The following is a 15,824-nucleotide window of genomic DNA, read 5'->3' as shown; positions in this document are numbered from 1 at the left end:
TTTACTAAAGCAATCTTGATGCAAATCCCGCGTTGAATATTCTTTCGGTAGTCCGAACCGACCGAAAAGAGCCAACGCCCATGAGCCGCCCCAGAACGCTGTACCAGAAGCACATCGACAGCCACACCGTTTGCACCCTCGACGATCAGGGCCATGTGCTGCTTTATGTGAACCGTCAGGTCGCCAACGAGTACACCAGCCCGCAAGCCTTCAGCGGGATGCGCGAGGCTGGACGTGAAGTCTGGCGGCCGGGGGCGACGCTGGCGGTGGTCGATCATGTGAACCCCACCGCCCCTGCCCGCACGGCGACGATGCCGGACGCCGGCGGCGCGCAGCAAGTGTCGTATTTCGAGAAGAATTGCCGGGATTTCGGTATCGAGCTGTTCGATGTCCTCGACAAACGCCAGGGCATCGAACATGTGGTGGCGCCGGAGCAAGGCTTCATTCTGCCCGGCATGGTCGTGGCCGCCGGTGACAGCCATACCACCACTTACGGTGCGCTGGGCGCCTTTGGTTTTGGCATCGGCACCTCGGAGATCGAGCACCTGCTGGCGACCCAGACCCTGGTCTACAAACGCCTGAAAACCCTACGCGTGACGGTCAACGGCGTGCTCGGCGCAGGCGTTACTTCGAAGGACATCATCATGGCGCTGATCGAGAACATCGGCGCATCCGGGGCCACCGGTTATGCGATCGAATTTGCCGGCCCGGCGATCGAAGCCCTCAGCGTCGAAGCGCGCATGACCATCTGCAACATGGCCGTGGAGGCCGGTGCCAGAGGCGCGTTCATGGCGCCGGACGACAAGGTCTTCGCCTACCTGCAACTCAAGCCGCGCGCACCCAAGGGCGAACTTTGGACGCGTGCCGTCGAGCACTGGAAAACGCTGCACAGCGACGACGGCGCCGTGTTCGATCGCGAGGTAACCCTCGACGTCGCGGCGCTGGAGCCGATGGTCACCTGGGGCACCAGCCCCGACCAGGCCGCCCCGGTCGGCGGGCATGTGCCGGACCCGGCCGCGCAACCCGACCCGATTTTGCGTCAGGGCCTGCAACGCGCCCTCGACTACATGGGCCTGCAACCTGGCATGCCCCTGAGCGACGTGGTGATCAGCCATGCCTTCATCGGCTCCTGCACCAACGCACGGATCGAAGACTTGCGTGACGTCGCCCGTGTCGTGCGCGGCAAGCATGTGGCGACTCACGTACGGGCGATGATCGTGCCGGGTTCGACGCTGGTTCGGCAGCAGGCCGAAGATGAAGGGCTGGCGCAGATATTTCTCGACGCCGGTTTCGAATGGCGACAATCGGGTTGCTCGATGTGCCTGGCGATGAACGATGACGTACTCGCCCCCGGCGACCGTTGCGCCTCCAGCACCAATCGCAATTTCGAGGGCCGTCAAGGCGCCGGGGCGCGTACTCACTTGATGAGCCCGGCGATGGTCGCCGCCGCCGCCATCAGCGGGCATTTGACTGACGTGCGCACGTTCGCGCAGGAGGCTTGAACCATGCAGACATTCAACACCGTCACCGGCAGCGCCGCGCCGTTGCTGGCCGCCAACATCGACACCGACGTGATCATGCCCAAGCAGTTTCTCAAGGGCATTGATCGCCAGGGGCTGGATCGCGGCTTGTTCTTCGATTCGCGGTTCCTCGCTTCCGGCGAGCCGAATCCGCAGTTCGTGCTCAACCAGGCGCCGTGGAATACCGCGACGTTTCTGGTCACCGGCCCCAACTTCGGTTGCGGCTCCAGTCGCGAGCATGCGGTCTGGGGCTTGAAGCAAGTCGGCATCCGCGCACTGATCGGCACCACGTTCGCCGGGATTTTCTACGACAACTGCCAGCGCAACGGCGTGTTGGTGATTCAACTGGACGAGGCCGAATTCAAGCGCGTTGCCGAGGCCAGCAGCATCGCCGCCACGGCGCAGATCAGCGTCAATCTGCCGGAACAACGCATCGAACTGGCGGACGGCTCAGTGATCGGTTTCGAGATCGATCAACTGCGCAAGCAATCGCTGCTGCTGGGGCTCGATGCCATTGGCACCACGCTGCAACGGGCCGGGCAGATCCGCGCCTTCGAAGCCCGGCATCTGGCGGACAATCCCTGGTTGGGCTGATAAAAAAGCCCGGGCGCTGATAGCGCCCGAGCTTTTTATTCGACAGACATGTCGCGGAAATATGCTTCCAGAAACTCCACGCAAACCCGCAATTTCGCCGACTCGCTGAGCCGGGTTGGATAAACCGCCCAGACGTTGGCGCTCTGGGTGTATTGCTCCAGCACCTGCACCAGCCGGCCCTGCTCCAGCATCGGTTTCACGTCCCACATCGAACGCAGCAGAATCCCGCCGCCGCTCAACGCCCACTCCAGCACGATCTCGCCGCTGTTGGAGGACAACGGGCCGCTGACCCGCACCGATTCCTCCTGCCCGTCGCGAGTCAGGTTCCACACGCCGAACGAATTGTTGCGCTCCTTGAGCACCAGGCAATCGTGATCTTTCAGGTCATCGAGGGATTGCGGCGTACCGCGCCGCGCCAGGTACTCGGGCGTTGCGCACAGCACGCGGCGGTTGCTCACCAGTTTGCGCCCCAGGTGCTGACCCGGCAGGTCGTCGCCGACGAGGATTTCCAGATCGAAACCCTCGCCGACGATGTCCACCACCCGGTCGAACACATCCAGGCGAATGTCGAGTTTGGGATAGGTCTGCGACAGCTTGCAGATCGCCGGCGCTACGTGATTGCGCCCGAAACCGAAGCTGCTGCAAATGTGCAGCGAACCGCTGGGCTGGTGCCGGGCCTGGGAGATCTCGCCGAGAAAATGATCGAACTCCCCCAGCAGTTTTTCCGCCCAGACCCGCACTCGCTCACCGTCGTCGGTCAACGCGATGCGCCGGGTGGTGCGGTGCAACAGTCGCGTCGCCAGCGTGCTTTCCAGCACCGAGATGCGTTTGCTGACGTAGGCCGGGGAATAACCCAGCTCGTCGGCGGCGCTGGCGAAGCCGTTTTTGCGGATCACGGTGAGGAAGACCTTGAGGTCTTCGGGCAAGGGGAATTGGTCACGATTCGTGTTCATACGCCGCATACTTCCGTTGTTTATCGCGTGATTTGCGAAAGATACCATCAAATCACCGGACCGCCACGCGCTGCCGGTTCACCGTGGTTTTCCTTGAATCCTCGATAAAAACAAACATGAGGAACAGCGTCATGAACGATGCCCTTGAGCAATCCCTGAAACTTGACGACGGCCGCTCCGGCGGCTGGCTGCAACGCCTGCGCAGTTACGAAATCGGCGTGATCCCGCTGCCGATATTCCTCGGCATCGCCGTGATCGTGTTTCTCTCGGCACACTTGGGTTTTCTGCCGAAAAACATGATCGGCGGCCTCGCGGTGATCATGACCATGGGCGTTTTTTTCGGCCAGATCGGCTCGCGCCTGCCGCTGCTCAAGGAAATCGGCGGAGGTGCGATCCTGTGCCTGATGCTGCCGTCGATCCTGGTGTTCTACGGCTTCTTCGGCGCGCCGACCCTCGACGCCACGAAGATGCTGATGAAGGAAGCCAACTTCCTGTATTTCGTGATCGCCAGCCTGGTGGTCGGCAGCATTCTGGGCATGAGCCGGTTCATTCTCGTGCAGGGCATGCTGCGCATGTTCATCCCGCTGCTCGTCGGCACTCTGGCGGCGGTCGCCAGCGGGCTGATCGTCGGCAAACTCGCCGGCTACAGCGTTTACCACACGTTCTTTTTCATCATCGTGCCAATCATCGGTGGCGGGATTGGCGAAGGGATTCTGCCGCTGTCCCTGGCCTACTCGGCAATCCTCGGGGGCACGCCGGACATCTATGTCGCACAACTGGTGCCGGCCGCCGTGGTAGGTAACATCGCGGCGATCATCTGCGCCGGTTACCTCGCCCGCATGGCCCTGAAACGCCCGGCGATCAACGGCGAAGGCGCGCTGATTCGGGCGAAGGCCGAGAACGACAAATTCAAGGTCAAGGAAGAAACCGCCACCCACATCGACCTGCGACTGATGGGTGCCGGCGTATTGATCATCTGCGCATTCTTCGTGCTTGGCGGCCTGCTGGAAAAAGTCGTCGGCATTCCGGGGCCGGTGATGATGATTCTCGCGGCGGTGCTGTTCAAATACGTGCGGGTGCTGCCGGAGCGGCTGGAGAAAGGCGCGCAGTCGTTCTACAAACTGGTGTCGTCAGCGTTCATCTGGCCGGTGATGATCGGCCTGGGCATGCTCTATGTGCCGCTCGACAGCGTGGTGAAGGTGTTCTCGGTGGGGTATGTGCTGGTGTGCATCAGCGTGGTGGTGTCGATGACCGTCGCCGGTTTCTTCATCGGCAACCTGATGAAGATGTACCCCATCGAATCGGCCATCGTCACCTGCTGCCACAGCGGCCTGGGCGGCACCGGCGATGTGGCGATCCTGTCGGCGTCGAATCGCATGTCACTGATGCCGTTCGCGCAGATTTCCACGCGGATCGGCGGGGCTTCGACGGTGATTCTGGCGACGCTGCTGCTGGGAATTTTTGCCTGAAGATCAGCGCGGCTCGATCTGGGAAAACGCCAGGTGGTAGCCATTGCAGTCGCGAATGCCGAAGTCCCGTGAGCCATAGGCCATTTCCTGAAGCGGCCAGACAATCTCGGCTTTGTCCTTGATCGACTGGTAGTAACGCTCGACATCGCTGACCGCAAAGTAGAACGTCCCGGAGCAGGAAACCGGCAGCGACCAGAGATCCTGCCCGGTGAAGATCAGCCGGCTGTCCTCGAGCTGCGCGGTGATGGTCGGCTCGAATGAGTCCGTCACGGTAAAGCCGAGGACATCCCGGTAATGGTCGCGGGTGCTGGCCAGATCGTTGCAGCGAAGGAGCAAGGTCAGGGGCATGTCGGCCTCGGCGGTTGGGGTGAGCATCGCGCGCATGATGACTTCACTCGGGTCCGTGCAGCAATGGGTAGCAAGCTTGCGACCCGAGTCGCCAGCGCCCCGTTCTTCTCCCGTAAATCCGGGCCGGGCGGGATAAGGAACGCAAATCAAGCGGTTGAAGCGGTTATCGTCAACCCCTTTGCTGAACCGCCAATTTCCCTCTTGCAAACCACCATGACCGTTCGGCGCTTTTTCTGGCAGGCGCGCGGATTCGGGTCTAGGGTTGCGTGGCTGGCGAAATGCTGGCCACGTGACGAGCAGCCCGTCTGTCGCTCGCCATCAGCAGCACTGGAAGATAAATCAGGGATGGTTTTTTGTGCTTGCGCAGGTTTGCACTCTTGAAGAGTGAATGACCGATCCCTGTATTTCGTTGCTTTCTATCAAGGACAGAAAGATGAACAACGTACAGACGCACTTCCCCCGCTTGCCCCTCCGGCAGCCCCCTTCGTTGCCCCCTGCGGCCAGACCTGACGGTTTCGGCTGACGGCGCCCGCGCCTGACCCGACGACTGTTCGTCGAGCCGCGCAGACTCGAATTCACCACCAGATCCGGACGGTTCAGGTCGCGACCTCACCGGGAAAACCATTGCCGGTTTTCCAGACGAGAGATGTTGCCTGCCCGCCAGGAAAGGCGCCCCTGCGTCGACGGGGGCTGTACGGCAACACCTGCGAGGAAGCCCTCGATATGACCGGTGCAAATCACAACATGCCCCCTTACGGGGTGGCCATCCAGGACGCGATCACTGGAGGCAACCTGCAGCAGATGAAGACTTTGTTGAAGCAGCGCGATTCGACGAAGCCGGAAGCGAAAGAGCTGAAAACCGCGTACGAAAAACTGGCCAGGGAAGTTTCCCGTCTGGAAAAACCCTAGGGCCATTACCCACTGCAATGGAGGCAATCAACATGTCTGGTTCTGTTCAGCAACAAAACGTCGGCTTGTTTCCTGTGAGTTACCGGATCGGCACGGGCCTGCCGGGTGCGCAAAGCCTTTCACTCAGCCTGCTGGTTTCCACGCCAGACAAGCATGTCACCGGCACCGCCGCCATCACCCAGGCGACCAACCCGCCGCTCGACATCGACTCGGACGTCTGGGGCGAATACACCTACATGACGGTCATGAAACCCGCCGTCAGCAAGATCCTGATCACCGCCCAGGGTAACCACGGCGGCCCCGGCTCCAACTCCATCGTGAATTTCAAGATCCATCTGGTGGTCGGCGAAGACTGGCGCGAAGGCGTGGCCAACTATGAATACTTCGATGGCCAGCGCTGGCATGAGGTGAACAACGTGCCCGCGCATCTGGTCGAGGTTCCGTCGCACGTCTTTCAACCCTTCAATCCCGGCCCGGTCATTCTCCCGAACCCGCCGATCCTGCCGCTGTACGCCGCGCCGATCCAGAGCGCAATCAGCAGCGGTGACCTGGCCCAGATGAAGAGCCTGGCGAAGCTGGCCCAACAGCAACTGGATCAGCAGCCCGAACTGCAGGAGGCAGTAAAAGCCGCGAAGGGCGAAATCAGCAAGCTGCAAGCACGCTGATCCGGCCACTGAATCCGCCAATCATTCAAGGGAGTAACATCATGTCGATCGGACTTTTCCACACCCGCCTCATCGCCAGCAATTCACTGCTCGGCGCACCGGTTCTGACCCTCGACCTGCTGGTCAACACCGTCAGCAAAAAAGTCAGCGGCGTTGCCAGCATCTTTCAAAGCACCTGGCCGCCGCTCAATTTCCATGCCCGCGTCTGGGGCGACTATTCCGAGGCCAAACTGACCCCGTCGGTCGAGAGTCACATCATCCTCACCCTCGCCGGCAGCCCGAGCGGTCCGCTGAGCCAGATCGCCCAGACTTTCGGCCTCAAGGGCATCCTCGACAACTGGACCAGCGGGTTTGTCGATTACCGCTACAACGAAGGCGGTCAGTGGCACCAGGTCAGACACGTGGCGGTGCATCAGGCATCGACCGTCGAGCCGCCGCCCCATCACGCTGTGCCGCTGTATGCGGTGGCCGTGCAGACGGCCCGGGAAAGCGGTGATCTGGCGCAGATCAAGGTCGCCGTGCAACAGGGCGAACAGCAACTGGCTCACCACGACGCCTTGCGCACTGCGCTCGGTCAGCTGAACGCGGAAATCGCGCGACTGGAAGCGCGCTAAGCGACAACACCGGGCGCCGCCGAAAGGGGTCGCGCCCGGTGTTCCAGCACCCCCGAGGTCAGTCCATTCGTGCCGTGCACAGGCCTGTGCAAAAGGATTCCCATGACAGACAACCGCCCTGCCCGCTACCTCAGCGAAACCGATCTCAAACGCTACGTGCCGGTACACGTGGTCTGGGAGATCACCCTGGCCTGCGACCTCAAGTGCCTGCATTGCGGCTCCCGCGCCGGGCATCGGCGCCCCGACGAGCTCAATACCCGCGAATGCCTGGACGTCATCGACTCCCTGGCCGCCCTCGGCACCCGCGAGATCACCCTGATCGGCGGCGAGGCCTATCTGCGCAAGGACTGGACGCAACTGATTCGCGCCATTCACGACCACGGCATGTACTGCGCCATCCAGACCGGCGGGCGCAACCTGACCCCGGCGAAGATGCAGGCAGCGGTGGACGCCGGCCTCAACGGCGTGGGCATTTCCCTCGACGGACTCGCGCCCTTGCACGACGCAGTGCGCAATGTACCCGGCTCATTCGACAAGGCCGTGGACACCCTGCGCCGCGCCAAGGCTGCGGGACTCGCGGTCAGCGTCAACACGCAGATTGGTGCGGCCACCCTGCCCGACCTGCCGGAGTTGATGGACACCATCATCGAACTCGGCGCCACCCACTGGCAGATCCAGCTCACCGTGGCGATGGGCAACGCGGTCGATCACCCGGAGCTGCTGTTGCAGCCTTATCAATTGCTCGACGTGATGCCGCTGCTCGCGCGGCTGTATCGCGAAGGCCTGGACCGTGGCCTGCTGATGAACGTCGGCAACAACATCGGTTACTACGGCCCTTACGAACACCTGTGGCGCGGTTTCGGCGACGAGCGCATTCACTGGAGCGGCTGCGCGGCCGGCCAGACCGTGCTGGCGCTGGAAGCGGACGGCACGGTGAAAGGCTGTCCGTCGCTGGCCACCGTCGGTTTCTCCGGCGGCAACGTACGCAACATGAGCCTGCACGACATCTGGCACTACAGCGAAGGCATCCACTTCGGCCGTCTGCGCTCGGTCGATGACCTGTGGGGTTATTGCCGCACCTGCTATTACAACGACGTCTGCCGGGGTGGTTGCACCTGGACGTCACACTCGCTTCTGGGCAAACCCGGCAACAACCCCTACTGCCATTACCGCACCCTGGAACTGGAAAAACGCGGACTGCGCGAACGCATCGTCAAGCTTGAAGACGCCGCGCAGAAATCCTTCGCCGTCGGCCGCTTCGACCTGATCACCGAACGCATCGACACCGGCGAACAGGTCGCCAGCGTCAGCGACAGCGGCCAGGTGATCAAACTGGCGTGGATCAATCAGGGCCAGAAATCACCGGACGAGGGCCGCATCCCGCAACGCCTGAGCCTGTGTCGCGGCTGTCGCCAGTACATCCACCCCCACGAGTCGACCTGCCCGCACTGCGCCGCCGATGTCGCCGCCGCCGAAGCCGAATACCAGGCCGACCGGATGCGCCAGCAAGCGATCATGAACAACCTGACGCGTCTGCTGGGAGTGGCGCCCAGTACCTTGAGTTGATGCCGCTCAGCGCACGTTGCGGTAGAGCATCAGCCGTGCGCTTTCGTGCAGGCCTCGGGTGAGTTCGGTCAGGCGCCGAAACTCCTCGGGGTGCTGCCCGGCGACGTTTTCCAGCGGCGTGTTCGACTTCAAATCATGCAAGGTCGGCGCGCTGCCGTCGTGCTGCATTTGCAGCAGGTAATCGCGGGTCACTCCGCCGATCACCGGGAAGGTGCCTTCGCGCAGCACCAGCGGCACCACCCGTTCACCCTCAGCAGACGGTTGCTGAATGTCACGTCCCATCGCGCCGTTGCTGAACGGGATACCCGCGATGCCGGCCACCGTCGGCAGTAAATCAGCCAGCCCGGTCGCCTCGTCGAACACCCGGGGTTCAAGCAGGCCTGGCGCGTGAATCAGCAGCGGCACATGGTTGCTTTCCAGCCCCAGTTGCTCGAACGCCGGGGGCATGTGCGGGATGCGGCTGATGCGCGTGTTGTGATCGCCGAAGAACACAAAGATCGTGTTGTCGTAATAACCGCCAGCCTTGGCCAGCTCCATCAGCCGACCGATGTTGAAGTCCAGCAGACGCACTGCGTTGTATTGTTCGACGCTGCGCGATCCGGCGCTCTGTACCTGTTCGAGAGACAGCGCGCTGACTTCGAAACCGTCGTTGTCCCTGGGAATGGTGAACGGTCGGTGGTTGCCCGAGGTTTGTACGTAGGCGAAGAAGGGTCGGTCTTGCGGCAGCTCACGCAGAATCCGGTCGCCCTCCTTGAACAGATCCAGATCGGAGATTCCCCACACATCCACCAGCGGCGAACGCCAGTCGCTTTCCTGATACAGGCGCACCCCATCGATGCTTTGCTGGATCAACGCATTGATATTGGCCCACCCGGCATTGCCACCGATCATGTACAGCTTCTGATAATCGCTGAAGGCGTTGATCAGCGTGTGCTGACGGGTGATCAGCGGATGGCGGGTCGCGGTTTCCTGGCGGGTCACGTCCGGTACGCCAGTGATGCTCGCCCACACGGTTTTCGCGGTGCCGGTGACGGGCACATAGAAGTGCTTGAAGAACCAGCTCTGGGTCGCCAGGCGATCAAGATTCGGTGTCGGATTCAGCGGATTGCCGTAGGCGCCCACGGCGCTGGCGCCAAGGGATTCGAGCATGACAAACATCACGTTCGGCGCCCGCCCGGCCGCAACCCGATAGGGCTGCACTCCTTGCTGACGGTCGAAGTTCAAGGCCTGCGGGTCAGGCTGATCCACTCCCAGATAGCGCGATACCACCGGGTAATGCTCCCTCACCTGCGCTTCATCGAACTGCGCTTGTCCGGCCTTGAGGGTGTCGTAGAAAAACAGCACCGGGTTGAGCCCCAGCGCAGCGACCTGCGCATTGCCGGAAAAGAACGCATCGCTCCAGCGCAGGGGCACCGGGTTTTCCAGGTTGAGGTTTTCCACCCGTCCGAGAAGGGCCAGCAGCACAGCGACCATTGCTGCTCCCGTGCCCAATGCCAGCGAAGCACGGCGAATCTGCCGAGGTTTCTGCGCCAGCGTCAGCCGCTCCAGGCGCAAGAACCCCAGGAACCACAGCATCACGCCGGCCAGCCAGCCGAGAGCGATCCACAGCACCGGGTACGTTTCCCAGACCATTTGCCATGAGATCTGCGCATCCTCCAGATAGCGCAACACCGTGGCATTGATCCGCACACCGAGGTAGGCGTAATGGCCGAAATCGATGACGTACACCAGACCGATCAGCCCCAACACCAGCAGCCAGTAGGCCCTTGCCACCTTGCGCAGCAGCGCCACACGGGTGAGGTTCCAGCGCGGCAGCCAGGCCAGCAGCGCCAATGGCAACATCAGCAAGATTGCCAGACGCAAGTCGAAACGCAGGCCGATGCCCAGCGTTTCCAGCCACTGCGGATCAGCAAAAAGCCGTCCGGCTTCGATCCCGGAAAACCCGAGCACAAACCCCAGCCTGAGCAGCGCCAGCAGCGCGAACAACAGGCCTGCCGCACCCACGCCGTAGCGTAGGCGACGCGATTGCAACCACCCCATCGTTTACCTCGATGTCATTCGTTCAGATTGAAGGCGTCGCCGCTGTTGATGGGCGACGCAGCCGCTGCCACAGCGCTTTGGCGGCAAGCATGATTGCGGCGATCAGGCAGTACCCCGCCAGCAGCGGATCGATCAGGTAATCCCAATAGTTTTCCGATGCCTTGAGGCGCAGGGCGAACGCCAGTGTGGCGAGGGCCAGCATCGCCACCGCCAAGCCATTGCGCAGCCACAGCAGAACCAGCGCCGCCAGCCCCGTCAGGACAATCATCGGGCGCGGATTGAAACCCCAGCGGTAAGGGTCGAAATAGGTCAGGCCCAAGGTCGCCGGATACAGCGATAGCGCCAGACCGGCAAACAGGAGCAGCACCTGAAGGCGTGCAGGCCGCTGCAATGGCTGTGCGACACCCAAACGCGACAGACTGGCCCAACCGAGAAACACCAGCGTCGTGATCGCCAGATCATCGGTATAGCTGCGCACATACGCCGCCAGCGGCAGACCGTTGAGTGGAACAAAGCTTGTCACTGCCAGCACGGGTAACAGCCACGGACGCCAGCCATGGGTGGCACGCAATGAGCCCAGCAGAACAAAACCGAGCAGGATGAACGTCAAATGGGCTTGCCAGAGAAACAGCATCACAGGCGCTCCGCCAGCCAGGCATCGTTGAAGCTGACATGTTTGATGAAGGTGTTGTTCCACGAATAAACCAGGTGATAAAGGCCATCGCTGCCACGGCTGAAATACGGGTACTCGTACTCGAACTCACAGCCTTCGGGCTTGCACACCCGGTAGTCCAGATTGCTCAGGAAACGCTGTTCCAGCGGCAGACGTTGCGCGCCGCTGGATGCACGAAAACCTTCGCCGATAATTGCCTTGTAGGCCTCAGGCGAGAATGGTTGACCGCGCGGGTCCGGTGACTGATCAAGCTCGATCACACTGCGCCAGTCGTTGAGACTGGCATCCGTGCCGTACAGGCTGAGCTTGAAGCGCCCGTCGCGCAGGTCATTGAGCGCCACCAGCAAACCGTCATCGGCGGTGCCCACCGCCGCCAGCGACGAGTTGGGGTTGGACGGTTCCAGCGGATACGGTTCGCTCCAGGTCTGGCCGGCGTCGTCGGTGCGGCTGGCCAGGACCCGATGATGGGTGTCACCGGCATAGCGCAGCATCGCCACCGCGCGGCGCTCGTCGAGCGGGACGATGGTCGGCTGCAACGAATGCTTGCCCCGACTGATGCGGAATTTGTCGATCACCTCGCCATCCGCGCTCAGATACAGGTACTCGGCAAACTTGCCCATGAACTCGTGATACACCGGCAGGCCAATCGAGCCATCGGCATGGAACACCGGCGCCGCGCGCACCAGCGTGCTGATATTGAAGAACGGCGACGTGACCAGTTGACGCGACGCCGACCAGTTGCGCCCCAGGTCATCGGAAACCATCACGTTGATCGCGCTGGTGGCCCAACCGCCCACGGACACCGAGACATAGAACATCCACAGACGCTGATCCGGTGCCAGGGCAATCACCGGATTGCCCAATTTGCGGATGTAGCGCCCCGTGCCGGCGATCGTCGATTCGCGGGTCGCCAGCACTTGCTCGGCGCCCCACTCGGCCGCCCTCGCGTTGAAACGTGCGGTGCGGATCTGCACGTCGGCGGCGCCTTCACGCGAGCCGGCGAACCACACAGCCATCAGGTCGCCGCCGGGCAGCGCCGTGACCGATGACGAATGAACGAAATCATCCAGTTCGGATGACACGAAACGACTGCTGTAGGTCGGCTCGGCAACGGCCACCGGTGCCGGCACGTCGGGAGTAGTGTCGGCGAAAGGCGCCAGCACATGCGCGGGATGACTGCGCCACGCCGCGAAAAAAATCAGGCTGACGGCAAGCGCCACGATAAGGAATTTCAAGCGAAAGGACAGCGCACGCATAAAAGGCTCACGGCAGATTCAGGATGAAAAGGCATCAAAAAAAACCTCCGTGTCAGCGCTGCGGATCGTCCGGTAAACGCCGCCGGCGTCCCGTGAGCATCGACAACGGCAGGTTGTCGCGCACCTGGAAACTCTCGAACAGCGCTGCCGCGATGTGAATCGCGACCATCACCAGCAAGGCGTCGGCAGCAGTTTCGTGTACTTGCAGCGGCCAGTCGGCCCCCCACAAGGCATCGACTTCTTCCATGGCCCAGCCGCTCAGACCGGCGGTCAGCATCGCCAACAGCAAGAGAATCATCACCAGCGCACCGATCGGCGAATGCCCGAGACGGTGCTCCGGACGCCGCTCAAGCAGCGACCGAACATGGGCTGCCAGTCTCGCGCGCGTCGGCCAGAAGTCCGACCAGCGCGCGCTGGCCGGACCGATGAATCCCCACACCAGCCGCACCAGCAGCCAGCCCATGGCGTAGTAACCCAGCCAGACATGCCAGTCGTCGCCCGCTTCATTAAAGAAGTAATTGCCAACGAAGACGCCGGCGATGGACAGGTGGAACAGCCGCACTACGGGGTCCCACAGGCGCAGGGATTCGCCTGGCATCAGCCCTTGATCTCGGTCTTGACTGCTTTACCGCTGACCGGGTCGTGATAGATCTCGACCTTGCGTTTGTCCTTGTCGAAGCCGTAGATCTCGTAGCAATTGCCATCGGTGACTTTGAATTTACTGATTTCATAACCCTGGCTTTTCAGTTGTTCCTGAAAGGCCTTCTGGTCTTGCCATTGCGAACGCTCGGCAGTGGTGCATTGCGGGCCGGCGATGGCCAGCGGGCTGGCGACGATCAGGGACAACAGCAGTAGCTTGCGCATGGAAACACTCTCACGGGACGGGAAAGCTCCACTGTGCGAAAGCAACCTTAGTGAAACCTTAGTTGGCAACGCGCCGTTACATCTTTACCGATGTCAGAACTGCCATGACGCCCGCGCGGACGGCATGATTGCGCCGTCACGCCATCGATTGCCTTGCGAGCACCACCATGCGCCTACTTCTGGTCGAAGATGACCTCGCCCTCATCCAGGGCATCCGCGTTGCCCTGAGCAACGAGGGTTACACCCTCGACTGGCTGCAGGACGGCGCCAGTGCCTTGCATGCCTTGCGCAGCGAGAGCTTCGACCTGTTGCTGCTGGATCTCGGCCTGCCGAAGCTCGATGGCCTGACGCTGCTGCAACAGTTGCGCAGCAGCCAGCAGGATCTGCCGGTGCTGATCCTCACCGCGCGCGACGGCACCGCAGAACGCATCGCCGGGCTGGATGCCGGAGCCGACGACTACCTGATCAAACCGTTCGATGTCGACGAACTCAAGGCCCGTATCCGTGCCTTGTTGCGGCGCAGCCAGGGGCGTGCGCAACCGGTGCTGGAACATGCCGGCGTCTGCCTCGACCCCGTCAGCCAGCAGGTCACGTGGCGAGGAAACGACGTGGTGATGACGCCGATGGAGTATCAGCTGCTCCATCAATTGATGGTCCGCCCCGGCAAGGTCGTCACCCGCGAACGTCTGTCCCGCACGCTGTACGGCTGGCAGGAACGGGTCGAGAGCAACACGCTGGAGGTACTGATCCATAATCTGCGTAAAAAGCTTTGCGCCGAACTGATCCGCACCGTACGCGGCGTCGGCTACGTCGTGGAACTCAAGCCATGATGTCCATACGTGCGCGGATTCTGGTGCCGGTGCTGATTCTGGTGTTGATCGGCGATGTGCTGATTTCATGGCTGGTGGTGCGTTACAGCCACCACGAAATCGAAGAGATCTACGACGCCCAACTGGCGCAGAGTGCGCGCCTGCTGCAAGGCGTGCTGGCCCAGCGCGATCCCGACGATAACGACTGGGATCGCCTGCATCGCGCCTTCGATGAGGCCATGAGCCGGATGGACGATGGCGAGGCGTTACATCCCTACGAGACGCGTTTGACCTTTCAGGTCTGGCGCAACGACGGCCAGTTGCTGGTGCGCTCGGCTGAGGCGCCGCTGCTCGATCAACCGCCGGCCACCCTCGGCTCCCATGACCTGATGGAAAACGGTCGAGACTGGTGCGCGTTTCTGCTCAAGGATACGCAACAGGGGCTGCTGATCTGGGTCGGCGAACGGGATGACATCCGGCAGGATCTGATCCAGCGCATCGTCGGCCACACACTGTGGCCAAGCCTGATCGGCGTGCCGTTGCTGGCGACGTTGATCTGGCTGACCATCGGCTGGGGCTTGCAACCGTTGCGGGTCATGGCCCAGTCAATCCGGGGTCGCGACACCGACACCCTCAAGCCGTTGCACCTGAGTCCTCTGCCTAACGATCTCGAACCGATGCAAACCGCGCTCAACCGCCTGTTGCAGCAGATCGATGACCTGCTGGCACGGGAGCGGCGTTTTATCGCCGATGCGGCCCACGAGCTGCGCACACCGCTGGCGATCCTGCGCATCCATGCACAGAACGCGCAACTGGCCACCAGTGCGCAGCAACAGGCCGAGGCGCTGGAGTTTCTGGTCAGCGCCGTGGATCGCGCCACGCGTATCGCCAGTCAGTTGCTGACCATGGCCCGCATCGAACCGCGCCTGGCGGCGGCGGAAAAAACCCGGGTCGAGCTGACCGCGCTGGTGCGTGAAGAACTTGCCGAGTTAACACCACTGGCCTTGGCCAAAAACGTCGATCTGATCCTCGACAGCGACCAGCATTGCCCGGTCGAAACCGATCCGGTGGCCCTCGCCATCGCCTTGCAGAACCTGGTAACCAACGCGCTCAACTTCGCGCCGCCCGGCAGCGAAGTCCGGGTTCAGGTCGCCCCCCACCCCTGCGGCGCCGCATGCATCAGCGTCGAAGACGCAGGTCCGGGTATCGACGAACAGGACTACGCGCGGTTGTTCGAGCGTTTCTACAGCCAGGGCCATGCCAATGGTGCAGGCCTGGGATTGGCGATCGTGCAGATGATCGTCAACAAGCTCGGCAGCACGCTGCAACTCTACAACCGCCCTCAGGGCGGACTGTGTGCCGAACTGCGGATCAATGCGGGCCCGGCCGCGGGCTAATCAATTAAGCGAATTTGACGAATTTTTCATCCTGACCCGTCCATGCCCTTGAATGGGCATGGTCACTGTCGGCCTGATGCCGACCGCCCGCGAACACTGGCAGGCCCGCCGGCCTGCCAGTCACGAATCTGTCATTTCTGCCTGCTA

Annotated in this window: 16 protein-coding genes; 9 read left to right on the top strand and 7 right to left on the bottom strand. The window is 62.1% G+C overall.

Annotation, left to right across the window (positions count from 1 at the left end; all coding sequences use genetic code 11):
* Positions 1 to 80: 80 nt before the first annotated feature.
* Together leuC and leuD are read left to right on the top strand one after the other, a co-directional pair.
* Positions 81 to 1,502, top strand: a complete 1,422-nt coding sequence (leuC, locus tag KVQ74_RS03805) for a 3-isopropylmalate dehydratase large subunit (RefSeq protein ID WP_217829670.1) — start codon at positions 81 to 83, stop codon at positions 1,500 to 1,502.
* Between the two features lie 3 nt (positions 1,503 to 1,505).
* Positions 1,506 to 2,114: a 3-isopropylmalate dehydratase small subunit gene (leuD, locus tag KVQ74_RS03800; RefSeq protein WP_217829669.1), complete on the top strand. Its 609-nt coding sequence runs from the start codon at positions 1,506 to 1,508 to the stop codon at positions 2,112 to 2,114.
* Positions 2,115 to 2,149: 35 nt separating this feature from the next.
* Here the strand turns inward: leuD and KVQ74_RS03795 are convergent, their stop codons facing one another.
* Entirely contained in the window at positions 2,150 to 3,067 is a 918-nt protein-coding gene (locus KVQ74_RS03795) for a LysR substrate-binding domain-containing protein (RefSeq protein WP_217829668.1), read from the bottom strand.
* 131 nt (positions 3,068 to 3,198) lie between these two features.
* Here KVQ74_RS03795 and KVQ74_RS03790 point away from each other — a divergent pair, with 131 nt between their 5' ends.
* Positions 3,199 to 4,536, top strand: a complete 1,338-nt coding sequence (locus tag KVQ74_RS03790; RefSeq protein ID WP_217829667.1) for a 2-hydroxycarboxylate transporter family protein — start codon at positions 3,199 to 3,201, stop codon at positions 4,534 to 4,536.
* Positions 4,537 to 4,539: 3 nt separating this feature from the next.
* Here the strand turns inward: KVQ74_RS03790 and KVQ74_RS03785 are convergent, their stop codons facing one another.
* Positions 4,540 to 4,920: a VOC family protein gene (locus KVQ74_RS03785; protein WP_225929852.1), complete on the bottom strand. Its 381-nt coding sequence runs from the start codon at positions 4,918 to 4,920 to the stop codon at positions 4,540 to 4,542.
* Between the two features lie 687 nt (positions 4,921 to 5,607).
* On the opposite strand from KVQ74_RS03785, the gene KVQ74_RS03780 reads away from it, so the two are divergent.
* The 4 genes from KVQ74_RS03780 (at position 5,608) to KVQ74_RS03765 (ending at position 8,638) form a co-directional block, all read left to right on the top strand.
* The gene (locus tag KVQ74_RS03780) at positions 5,608 to 5,793 is read left to right on the top strand and encodes a DUF1843 domain-containing protein (protein WP_217829977.1); all 186 of its coding nucleotides are present in this window, start codon (positions 5,608 to 5,610) and stop codon (positions 5,791 to 5,793) included.
* Between the two features lie 32 nt (positions 5,794 to 5,825).
* The gene (locus tag KVQ74_RS03775) at positions 5,826 to 6,458 is read left to right on the top strand and encodes a DUF1842 domain-containing protein (protein WP_217829666.1); all 633 of its coding nucleotides are present in this window, start codon (positions 5,826 to 5,828) and stop codon (positions 6,456 to 6,458) included.
* Between the two features lie 41 nt (positions 6,459 to 6,499).
* Positions 6,500 to 7,072 carry a DUF1842 domain-containing protein gene (locus KVQ74_RS03770; RefSeq protein WP_217829665.1) on the top strand — a complete coding sequence of 191 codons (573 nt, stop codon included), beginning with the start codon at positions 6,500 to 6,502 and terminating at the stop codon, positions 7,070 to 7,072.
* 102 nt (positions 7,073 to 7,174) lie between these two features.
* Positions 7,175 to 8,638 carry a GDL motif peptide-associated radical SAM/SPASM maturase gene (locus tag KVQ74_RS03765; protein ID WP_217829664.1) on the top strand — a complete coding sequence of 488 codons (1,464 nt, stop codon included), beginning with the start codon at positions 7,175 to 7,177 and terminating at the stop codon, positions 8,636 to 8,638.
* Between the two features lie 6 nt (positions 8,639 to 8,644).
* Here KVQ74_RS03765 and KVQ74_RS03760 read toward each other — a convergent pair whose 3' ends face one another.
* From KVQ74_RS03760 to KVQ74_RS03740, 5 genes are read right to left on the bottom strand one after another with little or no spacing between them, the layout of a single operon-like run.
* Entirely contained in the window at positions 8,645 to 10,678 is a 2,034-nt protein-coding gene (locus KVQ74_RS03760) for an LTA synthase family protein (protein ID WP_217829663.1), read from the bottom strand.
* A 22-nt stretch (positions 10,679 to 10,700) separates the two neighbouring features.
* The gene (locus tag KVQ74_RS03755) at positions 10,701 to 11,312 is read right to left on the bottom strand and encodes a hypothetical protein (protein ID WP_217829662.1); all 612 of its coding nucleotides are present in this window, start codon (positions 11,310 to 11,312) and stop codon (positions 10,701 to 10,703) included.
* Entirely contained in the window at positions 11,312 to 12,607 is a 1,296-nt protein-coding gene (locus KVQ74_RS03750) for a sialidase family protein (protein WP_217829661.1), read from the bottom strand. Before KVQ74_RS03750 ends, KVQ74_RS03755 begins: the two co-directional genes overlap by 1 nt.
* A gap of 52 nt (positions 12,608 to 12,659) precedes the next feature.
* A complete protein-coding gene (locus KVQ74_RS03745) occupies positions 12,660 to 13,205 on the bottom strand; it encodes a cytochrome b/b6 domain-containing protein (RefSeq protein ID WP_217829660.1) in 546 nt (181 codons plus the stop codon).
* Positions 13,205 to 13,471: a PepSY domain-containing protein gene (locus KVQ74_RS03740; RefSeq protein ID WP_217829659.1), complete on the bottom strand. Its 267-nt coding sequence runs from the start codon at positions 13,469 to 13,471 to the stop codon at positions 13,205 to 13,207. The genes KVQ74_RS03745 and KVQ74_RS03740 overlap by 1 nt, the downstream gene beginning before the upstream one ends.
* 167 nt (positions 13,472 to 13,638) lie before the next feature.
* Between KVQ74_RS03740 and KVQ74_RS03735 the strand changes: the two genes are divergently transcribed.
* Positions 13,639 to 14,301, top strand: coding sequence for a response regulator (locus KVQ74_RS03735; RefSeq protein ID WP_217829658.1), 663 nt, complete (start codon positions 13,639 to 13,641; stop codon positions 14,299 to 14,301).
* On the top strand, positions 14,298 to 15,677 hold the full coding sequence (locus tag KVQ74_RS03730; protein ID WP_217829657.1) for an ATP-binding protein: 1,380 nt from the start codon (positions 14,298 to 14,300) through the stop codon (positions 15,675 to 15,677). Before KVQ74_RS03735 ends, KVQ74_RS03730 begins: the two co-directional genes overlap by 4 nt.
* Positions 15,678 to 15,824: the final 147 nt, after the last annotated feature.

It is taken from the genome of Pseudomonas botevensis (genome assembly GCF_019145475.1).
GTDB lineage: Bacteria > Pseudomonadota > Gammaproteobacteria > Pseudomonadales > Pseudomonadaceae > Aquipseudomonas > Aquipseudomonas botevensis.
Note: the sequence above shows the minus strand (reverse complement) of the source record. Positions and strands in the feature narration are given on the sequence as shown.

Bases quoted from the DNA above. Each gene is read 5' to 3' on its own strand.
- leuC (WP_217829670.1), top strand. From the start codon at position 81: ATGAGCCGCCCCAGAACGCTGTACCAGAAGCACATCGACAGCCACACC.
- leuD (WP_217829669.1), top strand. From the start codon at position 1,506: ATGCAGACATTCAACACCGTCACCGGCAGCGCCGCGCCGTTGCTGGCC.
- KVQ74_RS03795 (WP_217829668.1), bottom strand. From the start codon at position 3,067: ATGAACACGAATCGTGACCAATTCCCCTTGCCCGAAGACCTCAAGGTC.
- KVQ74_RS03790 (WP_217829667.1), top strand. From the start codon at position 3,199: ATGAACGATGCCCTTGAGCAATCCCTGAAACTTGACGACGGCCGCTCC.
- KVQ74_RS03785 (WP_225929852.1), bottom strand. From the start codon at position 4,920: ATGCGCGCGATGCTCACCCCAACCGCCGAGGCCGACATGCCCCTGACC.
- KVQ74_RS03780 (WP_217829977.1), top strand. From the start codon at position 5,608: ATGACCGGTGCAAATCACAACATGCCCCCTTACGGGGTGGCCATCCAG.
- KVQ74_RS03775 (WP_217829666.1), top strand. From the start codon at position 5,826: ATGTCTGGTTCTGTTCAGCAACAAAACGTCGGCTTGTTTCCTGTGAGT.
- KVQ74_RS03770 (WP_217829665.1), top strand. From the start codon at position 6,500: ATGTCGATCGGACTTTTCCACACCCGCCTCATCGCCAGCAATTCACTG.
- KVQ74_RS03765 (WP_217829664.1), top strand. From the start codon at position 7,175: ATGACAGACAACCGCCCTGCCCGCTACCTCAGCGAAACCGATCTCAAA.
- KVQ74_RS03760 (WP_217829663.1), bottom strand. From the start codon at position 10,678: ATGGGGTGGTTGCAATCGCGTCGCCTACGCTACGGCGTGGGTGCGGCA.
- KVQ74_RS03755 (WP_217829662.1), bottom strand. From the start codon at position 11,312: ATGCTGTTTCTCTGGCAAGCCCATTTGACGTTCATCCTGCTCGGTTTT.
- KVQ74_RS03750 (WP_217829661.1), bottom strand. From the start codon at position 12,607: ATGCGTGCGCTGTCCTTTCGCTTGAAATTCCTTATCGTGGCGCTTGCC.
- KVQ74_RS03745 (WP_217829660.1), bottom strand. From the start codon at position 13,205: ATGCCAGGCGAATCCCTGCGCCTGTGGGACCCCGTAGTGCGGCTGTTC.
- KVQ74_RS03740 (WP_217829659.1), bottom strand. From the start codon at position 13,471: ATGCGCAAGCTACTGCTGTTGTCCCTGATCGTCGCCAGCCCGCTGGCC.
- KVQ74_RS03735 (WP_217829658.1), top strand. From the start codon at position 13,639: ATGCGCCTACTTCTGGTCGAAGATGACCTCGCCCTCATCCAGGGCATC.
- KVQ74_RS03730 (WP_217829657.1), top strand. From the start codon at position 14,298: ATGATGTCCATACGTGCGCGGATTCTGGTGCCGGTGCTGATTCTGGTG.